Genomic DNA, 19691 nt, shown 5'->3' with positions numbered 1-19691 from the left:
AAGCCGCTCATTAAGAGCAGCTTTATAGGTCAAGCGTTGTGAGGCAGCATTCACTACTTCCCGACTAATTTAGTTAGCTTTTCAAAGGATGGTAATGCCGTCATCGCCCCTTTTTGCGTCGTCGCAAGTGCGCCACAGCCGTTACCCCAGTGCACGGCAGTTTCGACCTGAGGCCATGATCGCCAGTCAGCATTCTGAGACAGCTTCGCTAGCAAGCCACCAACAAACGCATCACCTGCGCCTGTTGTATCAATGACTTGCTCAACCTTAGTGCCCTCAATGACTCGGCGTTCACCATTGTAAACAGCCAATGCACCACGAGCGCCTAGCGTCACAATTATCAACTTGTTAGGTACCGCATTTAATGCGTCCAAAGCCGAATCGAGAGTGTCAGTACCTGTCAGGAACGTCAGTTCCTCTTCAGAAAACTTCACCACATCTGCCAGATTAACAGCACTCATCACCACCTCTTGGATCTGAGATGAATCTGCCCATACCTCTTCCCTTAAGTTAGGGTCAAAGCTGATGAAGCCGCCTGCTGATTTCATTCGCTTCATCGCTTCAAGCGTTGTGCTGCGTGATGGCTCGTTAGCTAAAGCGATAGAACAGCTGTGCATCCATTGCCCAGATGCAAATGTTGGGATGTCTTCGACGCTGAAAAATTGGTCGGCACTTGGCTTAACCATAAAGGTAAAGCTGCGTTCACCATCATCATCTAAATCGACAATCACTGTAGATGTTCGCTGAGCTTCATCCAGCAGCATGTCATCGGTATTCACCTTCTCATCTGTTAGGGTTTGCTTCATAAAGCGCCCTAGTGGATCTTGCCCCACTCGACCAAAGAAAGCAGTATCACCGCCCAATCGAGAGATTGCCACAGCAACGTTTGCTGGTGCGCCACCTGGACATTTTAAATAACGAGTCTCGCCATCTGGAATCAAGTCCACAACAGCATCTCCAGTTACCCAAACCTTGTTCATATCACTTTGCCTCTAGTAACGACGCTTAAATTAGAATTCGTAGAACAGACGTACACGAGCACCGAAATCGTTTTCTTCAGCAAAGGCTGATGCGTCCGATTGTTGGTCCAGTTTGTTATCCACCATCGTGTAGTATGTACCTAGAAGGATTGAAAAATCTTGTACTTCAAGTACATCACGGAATGCGTAAGATGCATACCAAGTTGATACGTTTACGTCGCCTTCAGCCCAAGAAGAAAACTCTTTGTTTTCATACTCATTTTTAGCGTGAATGTAGCCTAAGCCAAAGTTATTCCAGAGTGCATTAACACCGGCTGTTAGGTTGTTTTCGTCTACAGCATCCATGTAAGCAACGTTCGTATTAACACTCCAATCACCGCTGGACCAGTTACCCGTTAAGCCATAGCCTGTTCGATCCGAGATATCAACACCGTTCGCCACAATCGCGTCTGAAACTAGGTTGGTTTCCACCGAAGCGGCTACCTTGAAGTCACCCATTTGGTAAGCCACAACTGGGCGAACTAGGAATGAATCTTTAACTGTGTCAATTTGCTCGCTGTGGTATTTACCTTCAATGCCGCCATCGAACAAGTTAGAGCGGTCACCTAGCATTGCGCCGACTTCAACATACAAGTTGCCAAAAGTTTGGCTATACATGATTTGGCCGTCTGAGCCGCGACCACGCGCCTCTTTCGCTTGGTACGTGTAAGCTGCACCGTCTGAATAAAGGTCGTTAGCTGTGTCACCTGAGTATTCTAGGAATACATCAAGCCCAACAGGGAACATATCGTAAGCCTCAAAACGTCCAGCTTTTATTGCCCAACTTTCCTTTTTACCAAACTCAAAATATGCATCATCCAGGACTACGTCACCGGTGGTTGTAAATAGCGGTTGTGCTTTTACACCAACATAATGATCATTGCTGGTATATTTTTCTCCTGCGAATTCAATCAATACGCGACCATCTTGGTTAAATTCATTATCGCCATCTCGGTTAGACTCACGATCTTGAAAATTGAAGTTCAACTCCACATTGCCGCCGACAAAGAAGTTACCTTTTTCGTTATCAACAATGCTGATTCCAGCGTTCGCTGTCATTGCAGCCATTACTGAAGCCGCAGCGAGCGACATTTTTAGTGTATTTTTCATGCTAAACCCTATATTTTGGTAATAAGAGGCCCTCCCCGACGAGGGCCTTGTTTTTTTGTTTTGGAATAATTTATTGGTGGCTAGCGAGTAGCCTGTATCGCAGACATGTAATGCAGTGTACCAGTCGCATTATCGAGCGTGACCAGAGACAACTCATCGATGAAGATTCGAGAGGTGAACACTGTTTTCCCGTTGTCAGCAAAAATTTCAATCGCTGAGTTATCGACAAAAACGCGAATGGTTTGTGCTTGCTCTAGGCGCTGTGCGTAACGAACAGTACCGTACGCTTCTGCATGTAGGTGAGAAACTTGAGAGCGGTCCAGAATCAGCTCATCGCGATCACCTTGGAACACCATTTGCTCACCTTTCTGGTTAGCCAGAGTCAGCGTGAAAGACTCATCTACATTCAGTTCTAACTCAAACGAACGTGACGTTAATGCCACCGGTGTAGAGCCTTCAACATCCACTGAGTTTTGACGCAGCGCTTCAAGCTCTTTCAGTGGTGTCTGAATTAGGAAGCTACCATCAATCGTCAACTCACGTGGCAGAGTCAACATGTGTGCCCAGCCATTCTTATCGGTTGGGTAGTCACTTTTTGAGTTACCCAGCCAGCCAATAAGGATGCGACGTTGTTGGTCATCCAGATAAGTTTGTGGCGCGTAGAAATCGAAGCCTTTGTCAAGCTCACGGTAGCCTTGGTTGTTGAAGACTTTTGATTCAAAATCAATACGTTCACCGACCATGTAAACCACGGAGAAGACGTTCTTAAGATCGTACTTATTATCTGAGTTCACGCCTTGAGGTGAGAAGATATAAACCCCGTTTTCATCGGTTTCGTAGTAATTCGGACACTCCCACATATAGCCAAAGTCTTCGAGACCCACATCGATGTCACCCATATGGTGGTAATCATCAATAGCGTTGCCGTGATAATAAGCCAGCGTGCCCTTTTCGTTGTGATCTTGAGCGCCAATCAACATGTGATAATCGTTGTCACGACAAACCAGCACTGGGTCACGAATCTCTCCAGTGTAGGCATTTGGATCGAAATCCACGACTACGCCTTTCTTTTCCACGTGACCTTGCTTGTCCATAATCGCGAGAACTTGAGTCGGATGACGTTGATCATTCTCCTTTTTCAAGTTCGCCGTGTAGAAAATGTACAACTGGTCATCGTGTGGTACACCAACACCGGTATAACAACCATGATGGTCGTAATCTTGGTCTGGGTACATCGCGATACCGCGGTCAGTAAAGTTCACGAAATCTTTGGTCGATACGTGGTACCAGTGCTTCAAACCGTGCACTGGGCCAAGCGGGAACCACTGGTAGAAAATATGGTGCTCGCCATTGAAGTAACTCAAACCATTCGGGTCATTCAACAGGCCGTGCTTTGGTGCGATGTGGTAGCTTGGGTAAAACGGGTCTGTTTGTGTTTTGTGCTCAATATCCGCCAAATACTCCTCGCTCACCTCGTGAATTCGGACAAAGCGGTTTTGACGTTTAGAAAAATCCATAACAACTCCAAGAAAAAGATATTCACTCAAATGGGTGGTAAAAAAATTATTTAGGCTCTTTGTAAAGCAGCTTTGTTAATGCGAAAGCAGAAGCCGCACCGACCAACATAACAAGCACATACATTCCTAGACCGCCGCCAAGGTAAAGCAGAATGCCCGGTAACATAGTTGCGCCTGTACCCGCAGAGCCGATACCCGCAATCGCGCCCAAACAGCCGCCTAATGCACCACCAACACAGCCATACAAGAACGGTTTAACGCGAGGTAGAGTAATCGCGAACATCGCTGGTTCAGTGATACCGAACAGGGCTGGCAACGCAGCGCCAAACATACCTGTACGCTTCACTTTGTCTGTCTGCATCGACATCACCGCCATTGCCGCACCAAACTGGCCTGCGATTGCAGCAGTACCCAATGGGTTGATGTAGTCAAAGCCAGTGTCTGTCACCATCGCAATAGTGATAGGCACGATGGTGTGGTGCATACCTGTTACCGCCATGAATTGAATTGCGCCGCCATAAATCAAGCCACCAATGCCATATGGCATTTGTAAGAAGTAGAGCACGGCTTCGGTAATGAGTTTTTCAATGCCGAGTAGGATTGGACCAACGAACACCAAGCCAGCAATCAAAGAGACCAACAAGGTAATAAATGGTGTCAGAATCAAATCCAGAACTTCAGGGATGTGTTTGCGTGATGTGCGCTCAACTAAGGCAGCAAACCAACCCATAAACACCGCAGGAAGAATCGAGCTTTGTAAACCAGTCACCGCAATTTCGTAGCCCATGAATGGAATCATCATCGCTTCGGCGTTACCAAAGGCGACATCCCATTTATTGGCGAGTTGCGGTGCCACCAGCATCAAGCCCAATACAATACCGAGCACTGGATTACCGCCAAACACTCGCATGGCAGACCATGTCACCAACACTGGGATAAAGATGAAGGCAGTATCGGTTAAAACTTGAGACAACGTATTCAACTGTGGAGACAGTTCAATACCGAAGCCGTTAACCAACAGCCCACGCAAGCCCATAAGTAAGCCGGTTGCTACCAACGCTGGGATGATGGCAACAAAGATGTCAGAGAAAGTACGTGTTACTGTTTGGAACGTGCTGACTTTGTCTTTTTTCTCTTCAGTTTGTGGGGCTTCTTCAATGGCTTCATTGCCTTTCATAATGGCAAAAACCTTACCCACAAATCCGGTACCCAAGATCACTTGGTGCTGACCATTTTGGAAGAAGTACCCGTGTACACCTTCTGTTGCGCTGAGTCCTTCAGCATCGACTTGTTCATCGTCCTTGGCCACAACACGCAGTCGTGTTGCACAGTGATTCAGTTGTGCGATATTGCCCTCACCTCCCAGTAAGGCCATAACTCTATTCGCTACAACTTTCGCATCTCGCGCCATAATTTTCGTCTCCAAAGAGTGCAAAGAAATAACAACCTGTATTCAACTTGTATTTACAATAATACAAGTTGGATACAGGTTGTATTTTTCACTGTCGTTTTTTTGTTATTCGTCACACTTGTTATTTATTGGAAATGCATAAGATTGCTTACATTCAAAACCTATAGATAAAAAAATAGCCCACAAACGTGGGCTATTCGACATTCTCTAGACTCGTGCGGTTATCTCAAAATCATACAAGCTAGATTTATAGTAAACCGTTGAATACTCGTATATTTTCTGTTCTTCATAGTAGTTTTGTGATTGGTTAATCAAGATAGGGTCAAGCTCCCCAACATCCAATAACTGCTGAACGGTGGCGTCGGGCAGAGCCGGCAACAGTTTTTGTTGCGTCTTGATCATCTCAATACCGTGACGGCTCAAATATTCGAACTTAGATCCCTTAAGATCTTCTTCTGTGAGGTTAGGCAACAGCACTCGAGGGATATAAAACTCTTCAAATGAGACGACTTGTTCATTTACCAATCGTAAACGACGCGCAAAGTTAACGGGCTCACCAGGCGAAATATTGAGTTTCTGAGCGACAAGCTCATCCGCAGGCTGCACCTCAAAGGCATCAACAATATTAGTCGCCTCTAACCCTGCGCCCGCAGCTTCCTGCGCCAAACCAGACATGGAAAGAAAATCGTGACGCAGTTTATTGGATTTAACAAAGCTGCCCTTTCCTTTCTCTGAAAAGATGTAACCACCATCATTGAGTTGCTGTAACGCTTTACGCACCGTTACCCGGCTGACTTTCAGCAGGTCCACCAGCTGATTTTCAGACGGTAGCTTACTGCCCGCAGGATAAGTGCCTTTATCAATCTCGCGCTTTAACTCTCCCGCGACTTGAATGTACAAAGGCTGCAAATTTTTTTGCTCAAATAACTCAGTCATAATTCCATAAAAACTAAGGGGGTTCGGGTCATCTTACTCAAGGTATAAGGGAATACCAAGCCTACAGAGCGAGAGAAAACAATTTCTAACCAAAGAGATGGGTAATATTTGAAGAGAATTTGGCGAGCGCCAGAAAGCAAAAAGCCGCTCATAATGGTAAGCCCCCGATTCCCTACACACTAAATAGTTATATAATTGAACAAACTATGAGGTGTCATCATGAGCGGAAAACGCTACCCAGAAGAATTTAAAATCCAGGCCGTTGAACAAGTGTAGTGGTACGGTGAATTTGGTCACTTAGTTAGAGGTGATATCATCACCTCATAAGTTAACAGGTGACACTATGAAAAAACGTACAAGACGACTATTTAGTGCTGAATTCAAATTAGAAGCAGCTCAACTAGTCCTAGATCAGAACTACTCAGTGACAGAGGCTGCTCAAGCCATGAATGTTGGGAAATCCACGATGGATAAGTGGGTGCGTCAATTAAAATCGGAACGCCAGGGAAAGACACCTAAAGCATCACCAATGACGCCTGAGCAAATTGAAATTCGTGAACTAAAAAAGAAGTTAGCTCGTCTTGAAGAGCATAATGAAATATTAAAAAAAGCCACGGCTCTGTTGATGTCAGACTCACTGAACAATTCTTGATAATCAAGAAGCTCAAGCAGAGCCACAGCGTAAAAATACTATGTGAAGTTTTCAATGTTCATCGAAGCAGTTATAACTACTGGCGAAAACGCTCTACAAAAATTGATGCTGAAACCGTAAAGCTTCGTAGTCTAGTTAGCAAGGCTCATGCTGCAAGTAACGGCTCTGCGGGTGCGAGAACTGATAGACAGGACCATTTTAAACAAGCGCTAACAATGGTTAATCACAGAGTTTTTACATTTCATATGCCTTTGAGTTCTGGCATCAAACAAGCATTAATTGTATCACCTTGATATTCAATCGAAGAGGCTAGCTCACCATTTATAACTACGTTAGGAACACCCATTTTAGCCAAATCTCTTATTGAGTAGTACCACCCGTGCGTTTCCTTTGTTAGTTGACATTTTTCTGAACTAGTTTGACCATAGACTGTGATGTCTGGGTCAACATTAATGTACTCGAAAAATGCATCTTCTTTTTCGCGTAGCCGAGATATAAACTTTATTAACTCTTCTTTATTACTAGAGGGTGACGAAGCATACCAAAGCTCATCTGACTGTCTTGGCCCTCCGTGCCAACCAATAAGAGAGCCTTCTTTAATTATGACAGTTTTTGCAGCTGGAATGACATAATTTGCACATGCAGAAAAACAAAGTTTATCAACTTCAACGTTCAAATTATTTTCTTTGATGAAATACCCAAGTTCGATACCCGAAGGCACATCACCGCCAGGGCTAGTTATTCTAAGCTTTTCAATCTCTACACCAGAGTTTCGAACAACTCTTAATGCTTCCAAAACGCTATTGCCAGATATGGGACCGTCAAAAACAAGCGTCGTTCCAGAAACCGTCACATTGTGCTCGGGCATGAAAATAATTGGGGTACTGCTACAACCCGACAACAATGCTAGTGATAATATCGAGAGGGAAACTAACCTCATTTTCTGAGCTCCATTTTCTATTAGTTTAATTCTATTTTTTTAACAGTGCATGGGTTGCCAGCAGCCATGCAGTTGGCTGGAATGTCTTTCGTCACAACGCTACCTGCTCCAATAACCGCACCGTCACCAATCTTCACCCCAGGAAGAACAATGCACCCGTAACCGATCCAAACGTCATTGCCAATGGTGACTGGCTCTGCTTTAAGCTCATTAAGTTCATCCGGATGACCTCGCTTTGAAAGAGCATGGCCGCTACAGTCCATAATCACGGTATTAGGGCCAAAAATCACATTGTTTCCTATTGAAACTTTGTCGTAAGCACAGATAGAAGTACCTTGGAGTACACATCCTGTGCCAATGACTATTTTGCCAAATGGCCTGTTGTTTACAGAAACACTTGTCAGTTTGGTGACACCAGAAGGAAAGGCCGGAAAATGAGATGATTCTATGTAACATCCAGAACCAATTGAGATTACTTCACTACCACTTGGCAAACCTTCGAATTCATTTAAGCCGACTTTAGTCAATGTTATCGAAGGGCACCCAGAAAATGTTACCCAATTATCCGAGCCAAAATACTTACCATATTGTTCCATTAATTCAACTTCAGATAACGCCGAATGATTATCTGGACAGAGTATTCTTTCGTGGTTATACATCTTGAGCTTCCTGCTTAAAGTTATTTGGGATTTCCTGAACTAGACCACCTTCCATGAGTAGTACTCGATCAGCCGATGCTATCGTCTCTGGACGGTGAGCAATCATTAAAATAGGGATATTGATCTCTTTAAACATCTGACAAACAAACGACTCCGTGTAGATATCTAAGCTACTCGTTGCCTCGTCCAATACTAGAAATTTAGGTTTTTTATACAGCGCTCTCGCAATGAGAATTCTTTGTTTTTGGCCTCCTGAAAGGCTAGACCCCATCTCTCCAACCAGAGTGTGGTAGCCCATATTGAGACGTTCAATGTCATCATGAACACCAGCCCTGCGGGCACACTCGACTAGCCACTCTTCATCTAAATCGCCAGCGAAGAAAGTGATATTTTCGATAATTGAACCGCTAAACAGTTGGTCTTCTTGCAATACCGCACCGACTTGAGTTCTTAGAGATTTAGAGGCTGTCGACTTATTACCAAAATAATTAATGCTACCCGACGTAACCGAATAAATACCCAATAACAGTTTAGATATTGTTGACTTACCACAACCAGACGGCCCAACTAACGCAACAATCTCATTACTTTTTACACTGAAACTGGCACCGTTAAGAATTGGAGGCTGATCTTTCCCGTAAGAGAATAAAACGTTGTCAAACTCGATAACTGTATCGCTTGGATTATTGGTTACAACGGGCAACCCCAAGGTATCAGGAACACTTTCTATTTCTTTCTCAGTTAAGACGATATCCGCTAAACGTTCGTTGTACACCGATAACATCTTAAACTCGAAGTACTTATCGATTAGTGAACTAATACTGGCAGAGAATCGACCTTGATATGAAAGGAAAGCCATGAGCATACCGATGGTAAAAAGTCCGTCCAATACTAAGTTTGCGCCAAACCAGAGAACCGTCGCGGAAACAAGACTAACAATCGTTACATTCATTGTATTGTAGATCATTCCAAGCTTTTGCTCGTGTAGCTGGGCGTTTCTGCGATTGATATTGAGATTTCGCCAAGAAGACTCACGCCATGGTAGCGTCCCGTTAACTCTTAAGCTCAATACTCCTCGAACTGTCTCTATGAAGTAGCTTTCTTCTTGAGTGCTAGCTTCCCAAGTATTTTCCTCTGCGCGTTTAAAGGCACCAAACCACGCGAACCTTAAAGCGATGTAGCCTACCGCTGCAGCGATCGCTATGAAGGACAGCTGAGGACTGTAAACCAACATAACCGACAGTGTACCAACTACTAACACTAAATCGAGTAGGGCCTGAATAGCGCTAGTCGTTAACGTTTGTTGAATAACATCCACAGCTGAGAATTTAGCACTAATGCTCCCGATATCCCGTTTTTCAAACCAATCTATAGGTAATCGAAACAAATGATGGAAAACATTTGCCGCCCACTGCATGTTGAAATTCACGGATAGCTTGATTGTCGCCCATTGCTGAGCAAGGCCGATTAAGGTTTGCGTCGCGGTAACCATAAGTATGGCTCCAATGACAAGTACAAGAAGATTTTTGTCATACCCAACCAACACTTCATCAATCACAATTTGGTTAAAGATCGGCAAAGTAAGGGCTAACACCTCTAAAACCAATGCGAACACAAAGATTCGACCTAGTGCTCCTTTAAGGCCAACGGTTTTACCAATTAGAGTTGATAGCCTAACCGCTTTGCTTTCAACTTTTTCCTCAAAGTCGTGGGTCGGTGTTAGTTCAAGCGCGATGCCTGTGAAATGCTTATTGACCTCATCATGACTCAGTGTCAATGCACCGTTGGCTGGATCGTGAATTTCAATTTTCTTGCCACTCGCTTTTTTTAACACAACGAAATGATTGAGATTCCAATGTAAAATGCAAGGTGTTGCTAATTGCTCCAACTCATGTAGATCTAAACGTACCGCGCGACCTGAAAGCTTAATAAGTGCACTGCACTCAATGAGCCGCGTAAATGAAATCCCATGCTGGGTAATACCGCATTTTGCCCTTAGCGATCGCAAATCAGTTTTATAACCATGCCAATCAGCAACCATCGCGAGGCATGCAATACCACATTCCGCCTTTTCTGTTTGTCGGATTAAAGGGAGCTTCTTTCCCCACCCCCAGTCTATCAACCCTTCTGCATGCATGATTACATTCGCCCCTTGATGGTATACAAAGGCTCTAACAGCCACTCGTATACCTTACGTGTGTCCAGTTCAATATCTGCGGTCAATGTCATTCCAGGCACAAACATTTGCTCCTCCCCATAAACCGTAATAGTCGGTTTATCGAGTTTTACTCTCACTTGGTACAAACCAACGCCACCATAAGTGCGCGAAAGCTGGCTTTGTATCAATGGGCTATTGGGCAGCATCTCAGCGGTGACAGCAGATTTTGATATCGATGAGATAACACCTTGTTGTACGCCAAACTTTTCATAAGGGAACGCATCGAACCGCAAGCGGACATCTTGGCCTTCTTGAATAAAACCTATGCTGCGACTCGGTGCGTACAACTCAACAACAACTGGCTCTTCTCCCTCTGGGATAACAACAAGAAGCGGTTGACCTGTGTTAACTGAATGACCTTCCTTAACGAAAATTGACGCAACCACACCGTTAATCGGCGATACTATCTGGGTATCCGTTTGGTAAAAGTATTCAATTTTGTTTTGAGCAATTTGCTGAAGCTGGCGATCAATTTCTTGCAGGGTAATGTCGAGCTCTAGCTGGAGCGTGCTTTTAGTTTCTTCGAGTTTGGCTTGTTCTCTCACTAATCGCTGTAGACTTAGCCGCTGGGTTTGCACCTTAGCTTCTAGCGTAATTAGCTCAAGCTTTTGCCTTTGAAGTTCGATGGCAGAGATGAACTGCTTGTTAACCAACACTTGCTGTTTATCAACCAAACTTTGAGCAAGGCTTAACTCCTGTTCAGATAGATCAACGACTACGTTGAGAATGCCTGCCTCTTCAGATAAAAGTATCAGGTCATCATCGATAACCTCTCGCTGGTGTTGCGACTTTTCTACTTCTTTATTTCGGCGTTCATTTAACAAAGCAATTTGATTTTCAATCGTGGAGACAATTCGCTGTTTAACACCTTGACCAAACTCATCATATCGCTCAGTTTTTATCTCATACAACGGTTCACCAGCGAGTATCTTTTGACCTTCACTTACAAAGACTTTTTCGGCGTATCCTTCATCATTTGCCTGCACTTTGACAATGCCCCCTGTCGGACTAACCACACCGTTTAGAGTATCTCTACGGGTGTACTCGGCAAAAACAACGAAAAAGATAATAGTCATCAAAACGAACACAGATGCACCTGCGAATAGGTACTGATTCAATGATGCATCAATCAAAATAGATCCTTGATGGTCTGATTTCTGCGCCTCGAAATACTCTGGCCGATATAAATGTTTGGCTCTTGCTACCACGGGTCATCCTTTCCCTAAACAAACAGACTAGAGCTGAGTCACTGCAATTTCTTGTTGTTTATTTGAAATCAACTTTGTATTCACTTTTTTTGCTGACAAATCAACACCGCATTGGCAAATTTTAGTCCTGCATTTAGTGGGTTTAGTAGGAAGTTCAATGTTTTCGTCATAGATGGAGCCAATCGGGCCATCCTGCATACACCAAGAACGGTAGATGTCGCCACTGAATGTAACAACTAAACTATCAATACCAGCGTAACAGTCCCAGCCAATAAAATTTGTTTGATCATTGGCGATTAAATCAAAAGTAGACAGATTTTTGGTTGTACCATCAACATAATGCACTTCTAATTCAGCCATTGATGGCGGAAGTGTTTTAAGCTCTGGTCGGCCGCGAAAGTCTTTCATAACTTGCTCTTGTTCAGGCGTATACGGATATTTCTTGGTAATTCCACCATGCCCAAAACCTTCAAAAAGTGGCTGAAGAGCAATAGAGCAACGGACCTCCTGTTTTAGCCTGTTTGCAAACGCTAAGCAATCATCAAACCGATCAGGAACCATCATAATGTTGACGTGAAAACGAGTAGCTTGAGAAGCCTCAAGGACTTTGGATACCTCAATAAAATGAAACTCACTTTTAAGATCATTAATATGATAACTGAGGCTTACACCGTTCAAGTATTGAGCGTGCTTTTGCCACCATATTAGTGGCTTTGACCCATTAGAAACTGTCGTGACTAATCCGCCATTTTCATAAATATAGCTGATGAGTTTACTAAAATATCTAAGTAACGTAACTTCACCACCTCCAAATTCAAAGTACGGTCGAATTCCTTGCAATCTTGCTCGCTCTATTAATTTCTCTACAAATTTAATTACAACTTCATATGATGGCGATTTAATTGTTCCACTATTGAGGTCAGAATGGCAGTAATTACATTTATAATTACAATTATTCATCAAAGCCCAATTAACTGACAAAAAATCATTAAAACTTTCAATTCTTTTAATTTTCATTATGTTCACCACTTAATAATCCATACAGTTATGACAGGCACCTTGATGGTCAAATTAATGCTCAATTAAGAACAAAATCACTAATAAATATAATAACCAATATTGAAAGGTTATATAGTGCATGAATTATAAGACATACCTCTAGTGCGTCATCGACCGAACTGACTGCCCAATGTTGATAAGAAACACTCATAATATAAAATACAGGGACAACAAAAAAACCCCAATAATCAATTGTTAAATGATGAAGGAAAGACATGGCGAGCGTACATATTATGGCACGTACTGAGCTGTTTATAATTGGTATTAAATTTAAAATAGAAAAACATATAAACACTAGACACGTTTCGACTATTGGAGAAAAAATCACCAAACCTAATATGGAGAAAAAAGAAATCTCTTTCACAGGAACATTGGTAACATTCATTAATTCATCACCAATAAAACCATGCATTAATACATATCCATTAATATAAGTTAAAACAATCGCTAATAGCGAAGCCTTAGCTATATAAGAAAATTTTGAATTATAAGGTTGAATTATATTTAACATAAAACGTCCTAAAAGATAAGAAGCGCAGAGCTTCCTATCTTTAATTTACTAATTATTTAATAACCGTAACCTTGGCCACCAGTAGGTGAACCTGCCATCCCTCCCCCCGTTTGCAAACCATTTCCCATATATCCATTGCCACTGATATTTTGTGTACCGTTATTGAAACCCTGACTACCTGGGTTTGTTGCAACCTCCCATGCCATCCCTCCAGCAGCCCACTTGGCAATTCCACGAACAGCTGGACCTATAAGAGCAGCACCATCCCCACCGCCATCAACCATCATGATTTCTTCGGCATTCAAATTGTACATGTTAATTTCCTTATATTTTAATTACAGTAAAAGAGTACTGCGCTCATAGAAACTATCTTGTTAACCATCCTTTTTTCTTACCCAGAAGTTCATCAGAATATCCAAGTAAGTTTGGTAGCCATGTAATAGACTCCAATAATGCTGAATATATTGGTGCTTTGAACACCTGGTTATTTGACAAGTCATTAGACAAATCAAAATCTCTTATATATGACTTCACTAGCAAGAAGTAGATAATTATATTGGCACCGCCGATCAAGATTGGAATCCAAATTCCCATTACAACCATAAACCCAAGTAAAATAATGCTTGATGGAAATATGTATTGTGCTGCTGTTAATAGAAACCAAGGAGATGCACACAAGCCCGCTACCCAATGTGTCTTCCAAGCTTCAGTATAAGCTTCTACTCGGCCACGTGCCCAACGTCGACGTTGATTGAAGAGACCCTTGGCATCAGTTGGGCACTGCGTAGTTGCCTTTGCTTTGGGAGCGTAACCTGTTCGATACCCATTTGATATTGCCTTCCAGCACCAGGCAATGTCTTCGACTAACCACTCGCTCCAACCACCTAGCTTTTTCACTGCTGATGCGCGGTGGGCCACAAATGCGCCGGCCAATACGGGAACACAACCAAGTTTGTCTTGTGCGGCTCTGATCGCGCCGTAAAAGCTAATATGCTCATAGTGTTGCAGTTTTCCAATGAAACTGTCTTTATGGTTTTCCGGCGTAATATAACCGCACACGGCAGCATATTTTTTATCAGACCAAAGTTTAGTTACCAGTTCATAAATACCATTGGGCTCAATATAGGTATCACTGTCTACCACGACGTACACCTCCCCCTTAGCTATGCCAAGTTCTAACACGTGATCTAAAGCAAACCCTTTTCTACCACCATTGGTTTCCCTTTCAACAATCTGGAAGTCATGGTTAACCTCGGTATTTGCAATCCATTCCTTAACACCAACAATTACATCATTTGTCGAGCCATCATCAATAACAATAATCTGAATTTTTCTTGAGTAGGTTTGTTTGTTTAACTTGCTCAGTGCACAGACTAAATGCTCTTCGTTTTCATTATAAAAAGGCAAAAACACAGAGACGGTCGGATCACTATCATGACTTGAATTTGATTTCTTGAGCTTATAGCACCCAAATAAAACTAAAGTTGTAATAAATGAAAGTAAAGAAGTAGCGATTAAAATCACTTCGATTACATCAACCATAATTATCCCACTTATGATAAGTAACTGTTAATAAGTTGACTAACAGATTGATAGTCGTACTGTGTATGCAAGTGCCCCTGAAGCATGGTAAAAGATGAATATTTAGCCTTTCGTAAGGGGAACCCTACAGACTTAACATCGAGACCGAGAGCTTTCGCTTCGAAGAGAACGTTCTTACGAAAGTCTTCGTCATTAAAGCGAGTAATAAACCTTCGCTCCTCACTTTTTAGGCGCACTTTTAAAAGGCCTGCTTTATCGAGATTCGATATTGAGTGTTCCCCGATACCTAATTCAGATAACAAGAATTTGTTCTCGTACTCATCAAGTAATTTCGAAAACTCCGATGAGTAATCTCTTATTTGACTTAATGTCAATCCACCTTTTGAGTAGTGATTGAGCGTGTCAATGAAGTTAATGAGCCAGGATTCGATAAGTTCATGGTCATCCCATACGGCCCCAACACCATTTGCCAGAACATAGTTTCCGAAATCAGGCACTGCTGTTATTGTGCCAAAATCTAAGAATCGACCATCAACCGAAATATTTGAGCTCGTTAGAGAACCGTGTGGGATGCCCTTGACTCTTGACGCTGCAATCTGACACGCGAGTCGATAGATCACTGTATTGAGGGAATCGCGTAGGGAGGCGTTTTGATTATCGCCTAACAACAAATTTGAGAGATAAGGAACGGCCTTTCTTACGCGATTTGCGTCATTATCACGAAGGTAACTGTATCGTTCCTCTGGCCAAAAGAAGGTGCAACGCTCAAAATGGGCAGGGCGTACAGATACTTCCCTTATCGCTAAGGCGCAATGCTTATTAGGTGTGTCATCTAAATATCCAAATTTATGCTTTACGTTCGTTTTTATTATGGCGAGTGTTCTTACAGATCCGTAAGGCAGGTGCTTGTGGCAGATTTCGCCCCAAATGGCTTCACTGATCGCTTCATCGATAAACAACTTGCCGTGTGAATGACTTTCAGACATATTTGCGGCGACTAACGGATTACGCCCAATCCCTTTGATTTGAAAATGGCCATTTAATCCACACCTTGCGCTGCCACCATTGCATATTTCGTGTCGGGAACCGTACTGATCAGCCATGAATGCTTTCTTGTCATTAGTTACAATTTTAGTTTTCTTGGCATAGCCTTTTGATACGTAGCTAAAGTTCTCGATCAACTCATGTTTAATGGCGTCTTCATCAAGTTCAATTCCATATTCTTTAACGAGATTTTTATTGATCCAAACGACTTCACTGTCTTTTATTTTGTAGGTATCAAATAGAACAAAGGATTCTTTAGGTAAATATTTATCAACATACGGTGTATTATCTTTTCCAGAACACTTATGTGTTTTAAGGAGTTCAGTAGCCATATATACTCCGCTTATTCGTTTTGATGACATTTCCTTGTTCATCTCGAATACAAACATAAATGTCATGCCTATCTAATTTTGTAGAGGAAACGAAATGCTTATATAGTTCTTTTAACTGGCTTGCTCTATTTTTCTCTACGAACCAGTCAACAACGATCAGATTACTTCCTTCATTCCAGTTCATTGGTTTAAGTGAGAATCTAGGCTGAGTCATATAATGAGATAGCGTTAAATCATCAACCCAAGCCCATATAACGTATCCAGTAAATCCAATGTCACTTGATAGCTTTAAGAACTTGTATTGCCTGTGAATTACTGCTGGTTTTATCCAATGGAGGAACGAAGCAAGATTAAGTTCCCTACGTTTGGCACATTTGGCCATTACCTCTAAAAATTGCCCTAGTTCATGGGTTACTTCCGCCTTTGACAAAGGCCCATAAGACAGCCCGGAAATTTTACTATTGACTAAAGAAACAGAATTTTTGTTCATTGCAACCTACAGGGGCAGTGTTATTATTACTTCATCCATTAAAATCAGAAATAGAATAATCACACCCTTAGTAGAATTTGTTTGCGTGTCACAAGGCAATAAAATGTGTTGATAAAATTAATGATTTCACCGTCATGCGAGACACGTATCGGTTATGTTGCGTAGTTCGATGTGTAGTGGTCAACAAGAATGGGCTTTGTTGTTCAAATCGACGGTACCATTTCAAGAAGCTATAATCTGAACGGGGGCTACATCAGTTAATTGTCGTAACCCTATGCCGAAGCATCGTTACAAAACAACTGACTGGAAACAGTCCAACATAGCCCCAATCAACCGAGACTCTCTGACCTTTTCGATTGATGAGAAACGATAGCCGAGTTGAAGCAAATAAGGCAAACGAGCTAACCTACGCCGATTCAGCGACTTAACCATTACTACTACTTCGTTGCGTAAATCGAGTGGTCGCAATCGCCTATATACGAAACTTCCCTATAAATAAAAACTAATGTGATTTAGCTTGGTCAAATTGCATGGTGAAACTAATAGTTATCTAGCTCCGCACTGAAGGGCTAGAACTCATATATAACCGATCACAACAAACATTCATTTGTTCCAAACTGATACTCGCTCTTTGGTCAGAAACTTGGTTTGAATCGCTTCTGTAACTAAATCAGACGAATCGTTCTTTAGTTTTCTGTTTCCTTTTTTGCTATGCCCAGGAATAAGAGACGTTACATCTTTACCTGACTCGTAATAAAGCTTTTTCCAATCAGCTATCGTTCTGGATGATGGGACCGAAGTTTTCTTCAACAGAGCATACTCTTCCAAGAGCTTATCTAGGTTTTTGGGCGTCCAACCTCCTTTTACGCGCCTTTCCAAATAACGAATTAGATCCAAACGAAACAATGCCGTATCTTTGTTTGGCAAGTCACTAAATGCCAATTCAAAATTTTCGTCTTCTGCTAAAAATTCTGTCGAAAGCGTTTTATCATCAGCTACATCATTGTCGAAGCTATTAAATTCATCACTAAAACCAAAGAGATCATCACTCATTGGCTAGCACCAAACAGAATTTTCTAAATCAAATTTTTTCTGATTAAAATCTGTTTGTATTTCACCTGAAGATAGCCAGCACAAAGCTGCTGTTAGTGTTTCATCTGGAGAGATTTTAAGTTGGTGTGAAAGATGATGAAGGGTCACGCTTCTATTAGCTTGAACAAACTGAAGCACATGTTTTTGAATGTCAGTGATTGTACGAATCCCTGAATAGCCATGGAGTAATTTAAGGTTACTAAGTAGAAAACCTGTTCGAATCTGCTTCTCGGTCACTAAGATGAGTTTTTTTCCATACTCAGCTTGAGCGATAAGCTGCTTTTCTTTAAACCTTGCTCGAAAATCTGGTTTAAGGATCTGACTTGAATGCTTTACTTCAATCAGAGAAGGCGTATTTATGCTATCGAAAAGCTGGAAGTCTGGTGTATAGCGGCAGTAGCGCCCATTGAAGTAGTACTCAAACCCATGTGGCTGAGATTCATATCTAACTATTTGAGGATTGTATTCAGCATGAAAACAAAAATCATACTCAAGCATGGACATTGTTCGAACAACTGAGTCATTTTTCAAGCTCATGAATTTACAAATGTTGTGAACAGCTGATGATTTTTTAGTTTGGTCGTACATAGCAAAATCACTTTTGTTGTAAACCTACAACAAAAAAATAGACTATGAAGACTTATGGTGCAAATATGAAGAAAGCCTGCAATTTATGCGAACATATATTGCAGGCTTCAAATGGGTGGGAACCCAGCCACATCCCGGCACACAAGTCGCTTGCTGCGGCTGCTCCCTTCCGGGCCTGACCGAGTTCACAAGTTATTGTTGCGGGAGGACCAGGCCCCCATAGATTCTTTTTCTTAAAGGCTTGCCTTAAAGAGTGACTGGATTATTAAGCATCACAGCAACCATTGCAAGCCCTTCCCACCTATTTTTAAACAATTGCGGTCTAAGTGCTTATCCTTTATTCAAACCATGAAAGAATCGTAGGTAAAACCACCATTTACTAACGCTAGAAGAACTTGGATTTCTATCGTGTTAGATATCGATGTCTTCGTTATCTTCGGTGCGAATGATGTAATCGGTCATCCATGCTGTCCCTAATAAACACAACCACACCACAAATACCGAGCTTGGCACATCGATGCTTGGTGTAATCACTAACGCAGCAAACCCGGCGGTGGGTAAAGTCCAACACAATAGTTTGTTCCAACGAAAAGTTTTCAAACGCGTTAATGCTTCCATCGATGCCATAATACCTGTCACACACAAAGCAACCAAAGCCGCGTAAGGCAAGTCGGCTATCCATAATGGGAGTATCAAAATCAATGACCACCAACTGTGTCGACTGGCGGGTTTAAGGTGATTTGCTGCCCACCAAATCATAATAATGGCGAAAATTTGTAACGCCGTTGCCCAAGGAGTGCCACCAAGCTTACCGGCTGATTGTGTCACCATGATTCCGACCTGCAAAGTCGTTACGATCAAGCCAGATGTCATCACGACCGACAAACTACTTCGTTTAGAAAAAATGACCATAAGCAGTGGGAATAACACCCATGCACTGACAGAAAGTGTGATAGGTTGCAGGGGTAGCGTTAAGCCATAAATCGTCATGGAAACAAGCAAAACTAATCCTGCGATGCCCCCCTGCGGTAAGATCCATAAAGCAGGGATGACCATTGCTAGTACGGGGATATCTCCCTCGCTTAAACTGATTGCTCTGGCACAGACAACCGCTAATAATGTGGTTATCAAGAATTGAAATGTTGTAAATACCATAGCCCTCTCCTTCTACCGATCCGTGGTACCATACCAATCGTAGTAATTAACGGGTCACCCTAGCTTGTTAAAAAACTCGATAACCTCGTTAGATTTTTTGACTGTAGAATAACTACTTATCGAAAAAATCTGTCTTGCTCTCAAGCTTTTTCCCTGCGCTATTTTTGAACACTTACTGTGATTGGTATTTATGAACTAGGAACATTTA

At 42.3% G+C, this 19691-nt stretch carries 18 protein-coding genes, 1 other RNA gene and 1 pseudogene; 1 reads left to right on the top strand and 19 read right to left on the bottom strand.

What is annotated here, in order from left to right; translation table 11 throughout:
• Positions 1-53: 53 nt before the first annotated feature.
• From OCU36_RS04720 to OCU36_RS04700, 5 genes are all read right to left on the bottom strand, one after another.
• Positions 54-980, bottom strand: coding sequence for an aminoimidazole riboside kinase (locus tag OCU36_RS04720; RefSeq protein WP_261839255.1), 927 nt, complete (start codon positions 978-980; stop codon positions 54-56).
• A gap of 30 nt (positions 981-1010) precedes the next feature.
• Entirely contained in the window at positions 1011-2129 is a 1119-nt protein-coding gene (locus tag OCU36_RS04715) for a carbohydrate porin (protein ID WP_261839254.1), read from the bottom strand.
• Between the two features lie 80 nt (positions 2130-2209).
• Positions 2210-3646 (bottom strand): sucrose-6-phosphate hydrolase, encoded by a 1437-nt coding sequence (locus tag OCU36_RS04710; RefSeq protein WP_261839253.1) that lies wholly within the window; start codon positions 3644-3646, stop codon positions 2210-2212.
• 46 nt (positions 3647-3692) lie between these two features.
• Positions 3693-5057 (bottom strand): PTS transporter subunit EIIC, encoded by a 1365-nt coding sequence (locus OCU36_RS04705; protein WP_261839252.1) that lies wholly within the window; start codon positions 5055-5057, stop codon positions 3693-3695.
• A gap of 207 nt (positions 5058-5264) precedes the next feature.
• Entirely contained in the window at positions 5265-5993 is a 729-nt protein-coding gene (locus tag OCU36_RS04700; RefSeq protein ID WP_261839251.1) for a GntR family transcriptional regulator, read from the bottom strand.
• Positions 5994-6336: 343 nt separating this feature from the next.
• Here OCU36_RS04700 and OCU36_RS04695 point away from each other — a divergent pair.
• Positions 6337-6827: pseudogene (locus OCU36_RS04695) on the top strand (transposase); the annotation flags it as partial.
• A gap of 59 nt (positions 6828-6886) precedes the next feature.
• Here the strand turns inward: OCU36_RS04695 and OCU36_RS04690 are convergent.
• The 14 genes from OCU36_RS04690 to OCU36_RS04620 all read right to left on the bottom strand — a co-directional run bounded on the left by OCU36_RS04690 (position 6887) and on the right by OCU36_RS04620 (position 19483).
• Positions 6887-7585: a hypothetical protein gene (locus OCU36_RS04690; protein WP_261839250.1), complete on the bottom strand. Its 699-nt coding sequence runs from the start codon at positions 7583-7585 to the stop codon at positions 6887-6889.
• 20 nt (positions 7586-7605) lie between these two features.
• Positions 7606-8244, bottom strand: coding sequence for an acyltransferase (locus tag OCU36_RS04685; RefSeq protein ID WP_261839249.1), 639 nt, complete (start codon positions 8242-8244; stop codon positions 7606-7608).
• Positions 8237-10381, bottom strand: a complete 2145-nt coding sequence (locus OCU36_RS04680; RefSeq protein ID WP_261839685.1) for a peptidase domain-containing ABC transporter — start codon at positions 10379-10381, stop codon at positions 8237-8239. Before OCU36_RS04680 ends, OCU36_RS04685 begins: the two co-directional genes overlap by 8 nt.
• Before the next feature lie 2 nt (positions 10382-10383).
• Positions 10384-11670 carry an HlyD family secretion protein gene (locus tag OCU36_RS04675; RefSeq protein ID WP_261839248.1) on the bottom strand — a complete coding sequence of 429 codons (1287 nt, stop codon included), beginning with the start codon at positions 11668-11670 and terminating at the stop codon, positions 10384-10386.
• A 27-nt stretch (positions 11671-11697) separates the two neighbouring features.
• Positions 11698-12687 (bottom strand): radical SAM protein, encoded by a 990-nt coding sequence (locus OCU36_RS04670; protein WP_261839247.1) that lies wholly within the window; start codon positions 12685-12687, stop codon positions 11698-11700.
• Between the two features lie 61 nt (positions 12688-12748).
• Positions 12749-13240: a hypothetical protein gene (locus tag OCU36_RS04665; protein WP_261839246.1), complete on the bottom strand. Its 492-nt coding sequence runs from the start codon at positions 13238-13240 to the stop codon at positions 12749-12751.
• A 56-nt stretch (positions 13241-13296) separates the two neighbouring features.
• The gene (locus tag OCU36_RS04660; protein ID WP_261839245.1) at positions 13297-13554 is read right to left on the bottom strand and encodes a hypothetical protein; all 258 of its coding nucleotides are present in this window, start codon (positions 13552-13554) and stop codon (positions 13297-13299) included.
• Between the two features lie 52 nt (positions 13555-13606).
• The gene (locus OCU36_RS04655) at positions 13607-14782 is read right to left on the bottom strand and encodes a glycosyltransferase family 2 protein (RefSeq protein WP_261839244.1); all 1176 of its coding nucleotides are present in this window, start codon (positions 14780-14782) and stop codon (positions 13607-13609) included.
• 11 nt (positions 14783-14793) lie between these two features.
• Positions 14794-16158: a protein adenylyltransferase SelO family protein gene (locus tag OCU36_RS04650; RefSeq protein WP_261839243.1), complete on the bottom strand. Its 1365-nt coding sequence runs from the start codon at positions 16156-16158 to the stop codon at positions 14794-14796.
• On the bottom strand, positions 16148-16648 hold the full coding sequence (locus tag OCU36_RS04645; protein ID WP_261839242.1) for a toxin-activating lysine-acyltransferase: 501 nt from the start codon (positions 16646-16648) through the stop codon (positions 16148-16150). Before OCU36_RS04645 ends, OCU36_RS04650 begins: the two co-directional genes overlap by 11 nt.
• A 603-nt stretch (positions 16649-17251) precedes the next feature.
• A complete protein-coding gene (locus OCU36_RS04635) occupies positions 17252-17701 on the bottom strand; it encodes a hypothetical protein (RefSeq protein WP_261839241.1) in 450 nt (149 codons plus the stop codon).
• Between the two features lie 3 nt (positions 17702-17704).
• Positions 17705-18328, bottom strand: a complete 624-nt coding sequence (locus OCU36_RS04630) for a TnsA endonuclease N-terminal domain-containing protein (protein WP_261839240.1) — start codon at positions 18326-18328, stop codon at positions 17705-17707.
• 118 nt (positions 18329-18446) lie between these two features.
• An RNA gene (gene ffs, locus OCU36_RS04625) (signal recognition particle sRNA small type) lies at positions 18447-18543 on the bottom strand.
• A gap of 196 nt (positions 18544-18739) precedes the next feature.
• Entirely contained in the window at positions 18740-19483 is a 744-nt protein-coding gene (locus tag OCU36_RS04620; protein ID WP_261839239.1) for a VP0952 family biofilm-associated protein, read from the bottom strand.
• Positions 19484-19691: the final 208 nt, after the last annotated feature.

Source organism: Vibrio artabrorum, from assembly GCF_024347295.1.
Classification (GTDB): domain Bacteria; phylum Pseudomonadota; class Gammaproteobacteria; order Enterobacterales; family Vibrionaceae; genus Vibrio; species Vibrio artabrorum.
Note: the sequence above shows the minus strand (reverse complement) of the source record. Positions and strands in the feature narration are given on the sequence as shown.